This window comes from Cohnella thermotolerans DSM 17683 (assembly GCF_000429825.1).
In the GTDB taxonomy this organism is placed as follows: domain Bacteria; phylum Bacillota; class Bacilli; order Paenibacillales; family Paenibacillaceae; genus Cohnella; species Cohnella thermotolerans.
The window spans coordinates 1-4278 of the sequence record NZ_AUCP01000119.1 but is presented as its reverse complement, the minus strand read 5'-3'; the positions used below and the strand labels follow the sequence as shown (position 1 = coordinate 4278).

General features: G+C 45.6%; 3 protein-coding genes and 1 pseudogene. All 4 read right to left on the bottom strand.

The genetic code is table 11. From position 1 onward, the window contains the following. Window positions 1-161 precede the first annotated feature (161 nt). Window positions 162-551, bottom strand: a pseudogene (locus G485_RS29370) (transposase); the annotation flags it as partial. A gap of 159 nt (window positions 552-710) precedes the next feature. Further along, entirely contained in the window at window positions 711-1916 is a 1206-nt protein-coding gene (locus G485_RS0117170; protein ID WP_027093523.1) for a COG4705 family protein, read from the bottom strand. Between the two features lie 471 nt (window positions 1917-2387). Next, window positions 2388-3701 carry an IS91 family transposase gene (locus tag G485_RS0117160; protein ID WP_084423369.1) on the bottom strand — a complete coding sequence of 438 codons (1314 nt, stop codon included), beginning with the start codon at window positions 3699-3701 and terminating at the stop codon, window positions 2388-2390. 174 nt (window positions 3702-3875) lie between these two features. Further along, the gene (locus tag G485_RS28565) at window positions 3876-4205 is read right to left on the bottom strand and encodes a phytanoyl-CoA dioxygenase family protein (RefSeq protein ID WP_420805799.1); all 330 of its coding nucleotides are present in this window, start codon (window positions 4203-4205) and stop codon (window positions 3876-3878) included. Window positions 4206-4278 lie beyond the last annotated feature (73 nt).

The following is a 4278-nucleotide window of genomic DNA, read 5'->3' as shown; positions in this document are numbered from 1 at the left end:
GCACGCCTTGCACAGACGAGCGAATCGGTCATCACGCTGCAACTGCTGGTGATGAACCTGGAACGCAGGCTGCGCGTTCTTTTTTGCCTCATTTTTCGAAAATGATCTCGGGGGTACTGGTGGGGTTGTAAGGGCTGACCCTCTCAATCGTCGGTTTTTACTTAATCTTGGAGCATTTTTGCCGCTCTTTGCAGGTTGTGGGTCAGAATTCCGAAGCCGACCCAGCATTTTGTGCCGACAAAGCCCCGATACCTGCTGCGGTTCAAACCGTACTTACGTTTGAGAAGACTGATCTTCGCTTCTCCGGCTGCACGGTAGCGCTGCAAGTCCTTGAACCACTTTTCGTTCTCGTATTCGGTTCGGGCAGCACCTTTCTTGCCCTTGCGCGGCAAACTGGCTCGTTTCACGCCGAGTTCGGCAATGGCCGTTTCGTTCTTCTTGCTTGAGAAACCGCGGTCGGTAGCTACGGCTTGCGGCGCTTTACCAAACTGCTTGATGTGCGCTTCGATAGCGGGAACAAGTAATTCATCGTCCGAAGGGTTCCCTTCAAAAAAGCCCGACTTTTTCAGGGGTAACTATATAGATATTCAATTACAAAGGGATCCGATAACTGAAAAAGCCCGCGATTTACGCGGACTTCATATTCTGCATGACTCTCCCTGAATAGACGAAAGAACGCCCGTGTGATACAGGCGTTCTTTTTATAATTATCATTTGTTTGCTTCGTTTAAGATAAGAAGCGAATTGTTCAGTGCGGATTTACACTTGCTGGCATCAGGTTTTTTTGAACGAACTGCCGCTAGTACACTGTCAATCGTTCCATCGATTTGGGTCCATGTTTTTCTATCTATTTTCCTAAGCTTCGGCTCAGATGTGTCCCAATCATGCTCCAGGTCGTCAGCTCTTTTTTTCGCCGAACTAAAGTCATTTGAGTTTACATCGTTAAGCATATCATTTTCAATGTGAATAAAATCAGTCAATTGTCCGCTTAATGTCGTTTGTGAAGCATCGGTTTGCGGTACGATGTTATTATTGCACCAAACGTAACCGCCAATACCGACAACTAAAAAAATACACAGTACAGCAATGGTTTGTGTCAAAACATTTTTCCGGCTCCCGTTTGTTTGGTTCGGTGATATATCTTCGCTTTTTGAAATGATATCGAGTTTTGTAACTGCAAGGAAAATGATGATCGCTAAAATAGCGATAAGAAAAATTACACTTGTAACCGTTGCTCCCAACGCTAAGCCGCCATTTTCTTTGGACTGCGACAGGTAATCTCCAAGGGATGCTCCGAGTGGACGAGTAAAAATATACGCAATCCAGAACGCCAATATCTCATCGAGCTTAAAAAATTTCCATGCCACAAATACGCAAGCTATGATAATAGCGACAATGATCCCTGTCTTGAGATACCCAAGACCGAGCTGTTCGGAATATAAATCGCCGACGGCTGTGCCAAGTGCAAACGTGAAAAGAATGGTAAGCCAATAGAAAGCTTCTCTTTTTCTTGTGTAAATTGAGTGTATGGAGAGCGTTTTTTCACTCAAATACCAAATAAGAAAAGTTAATCCCAATAGTACGCTGAAAACGATTGTGCTAGTCTCAAGCGGCACTCCGATTCCGTCTGTTAAATTATCGGTTACCAAAGTTCCGAATACGCTTATAAGCACAACGGTTAGCCAATAAATGCCTGGAACATATTTCGTTGCTCTGAATTGAAGATACAATACAATGATAAATGCAATTCCCATAATAATTGTAGTGAGAGTTAACCCCAATCCAAGGTTGACATTTATGAAATCCGAAAAGGTTTCACCTACGGTTGTGCATAAAACCTTGATGATCCAGAAGAAAATCGTAACTTCCGGTACCTTGCTTAGTAAAATTTTTAATTTATTTTGATTGGCTGACATATCGTTTCCCCTTTCTTTATGGTGACTTTCCACAACTTATCAATTGGTTCTCCCTTCGAATTTTGTATTTTTGAAGGAACGATACAAGTAGTATGGTAACCTACAAAAATAAAAAATATCTTAACTCGCGATTAATTTTAATCGTCAACAGCGTCCAGTTCGGATATGAAATCACTTTCATAGCCGAACGCATCGTTCACCTGCAGTTCGTATTCAGAGATAATAAGAAAAACCGTCAGGGGTAAGTTCATTCCCTGACGGTCCTTTGTTTTCGTGCTTGTATGTTACTCCTCAGTCGTTTTCCCACGGACATCCTCAATTCTATACTCATACCCATGTACACCCTTATAGTATTCGGGATACATTGCTCCGCCACATACCCCGCATGAAAACTGCGGCGGTACTAGCGGGTCCCCTCCATCCATCATGTCGAAGCTGCTTACCGCATCGTACGGTATCTTCTCCTGCTCTTCACACTGCAGGCATATGTAGTTTATTGCCATCTTGTCTTGAAGGAACTTGCTTAATGGCGCGTTTCCCTGCTTCTTTTTCTTTCCTTGCTTCTTTCTGTTTTTCGACACCGGTGACATCCCGGATCATCCTCTCCAACACGGCTTTACTGTTCGAGCATAAAGCCACTTTTATTGTGAGTTGCCCATCTTCAGGGCAGACTTCCCCCTTATATTCATAATAACATTGACACTTCGGACAGGTCATCGGATCGTGCCCTGTCTTTTCTCTAAGGCGCTCACTCCACGTTCTGCGGCTAAGCATGCGTTTTGCACGCACAATCCATTTTCGGGCTGTCTGTTGCCATAGGCTCACAAGCTTTTTGCACAGCGCCTTGATGCGACGGGAATACACGCCGTAATACCGTATCGTCTTGAAATTCTCGTCCGGGATGTGCCGGATCAGTCTCGCAATAAATTCTTCCACCGTGACTCGCTCTGTCTTCTCTTCTCCATCCGTCTTGTCGTGGTATCGAAATTCCACGTATTCTCCGTCATAGTCCACGATCCGGTTTACGGCAATCGCAGGTCTCCTCATGTAGCGACCTATGTATCCAAGTTGCGCCTTTACATTCCCTTTTTGTTTCGGTGCATGCACATAGAAGCCTTCCCCGTTGTTCGAGTAGGCTTTCTGCAATCTGGACTGTACCTGCTTCTTGTCTTGGTCATTCAAATTTCTCCTAATCAGCTTCAACACGACCGTCTGCCATTGCTTGCGCAGCATTTCAAACGGCACGAAGTCGTAGCTTTTCCACTCCCCATTTTTCTTCATGCCGCCCATCGTCACCAGCATATGTACATGGGGGTTAAAGTTTAATTTCGAGCCAAATGTATGTAGTCCGGCAATGATTCCCGGGGTGATTTTATGCTTCTTCTCAAAGTATTCCTTCACGATTCTAACAGCTTCATTCATGAACTCTTTGAGCAAATGACGGTGCTTCAAAAAGATGTCTCGCAATCCTTCGTCTATTGTCATAATCACATGACGGTGATTAACCTGGAATACCTCTTCCTCCAGCAGCCTGCTCCACTCTTCCGTCTCACCGCATGAACAGGTTGTGCAGAATCTCCCTTTACAGCGATACGGAACAAGCCGCAGGTCGTGGCATCCTTCACATACCAGCAGCTTAAATCCATTCTTTGGATTCCCACAGTCACGGAACTTGGCCACTTCTTTCAGGACATTGGCTCGGATTCTGCCTTCATTCTTCCGGACAAACTTGTCCCAATGGCCATGTTCATCGAAAAAGATACGCTTCAGGATGTTGGGTTCCATATCTTCAAATTAGCAGAAAAAGCGAAAAGGATGAAGCCCGAACTTCACCCCCAAAAGTTATAAATTCTAATATGTAAATGAAAACCCGCGTTTTACGCGGGTTTGAACCGGTACAGATTCTTGTCATCCGACATTTTTCTTCCGAACGTTCGATAATGCTTATGCGCTCTCCTCTTAAGCCAATTTGGGGAACAAACCGCCCTGCAGTTTGTCTCCGGTCTGAAACCCTTGCCCATCCGTACATGCATGACCAGCTCCGCTATACGTCGTGCCATCGGCCATAAAAATGATGGCGAGCGCGCGCCGCGGCTTATCCGTCCGATTCGCATGCGCATAGTGGAAGGTAAGTCCGTCGTGGAACGTGCAGCTGCCCGCTTTCATTCGTACGATGACAGCCGTATTGCGGTCAACCTCCGAAGCGCCGGAATCCGAAAAAATATCGTGGGGACTCACCAGATCGACGTGCTTCAAATTTTTGATTTTTGGCGTTTTCGGCACGAACATCGAGCACGCCTTGCACAGACGAGCGAATCGGTCATCACGCTGCAACTGCTGGTGATGAACCTGGAACGCAGGC

Bases quoted from the DNA above. Each gene is read 5' to 3' on its own strand.
- G485_RS0117170 (WP_027093523.1), bottom strand. From the start codon at position 1,916: ATGTCAGCCAATCAAAATAAATTAAAAATTTTACTAAGCAAGGTACCG.
- G485_RS0117160 (WP_084423369.1), bottom strand. From the start codon at position 3,701: ATGGAACCCAACATCCTGAAGCGTATCTTTTTCGATGAACATGGCCAT.
- G485_RS28565 (WP_420805799.1), bottom strand. From the start codon at position 4,205: ATGTTCGTGCCGAAAACGCCAAAAATCAAAAATTTGAAGCACGTCGAT.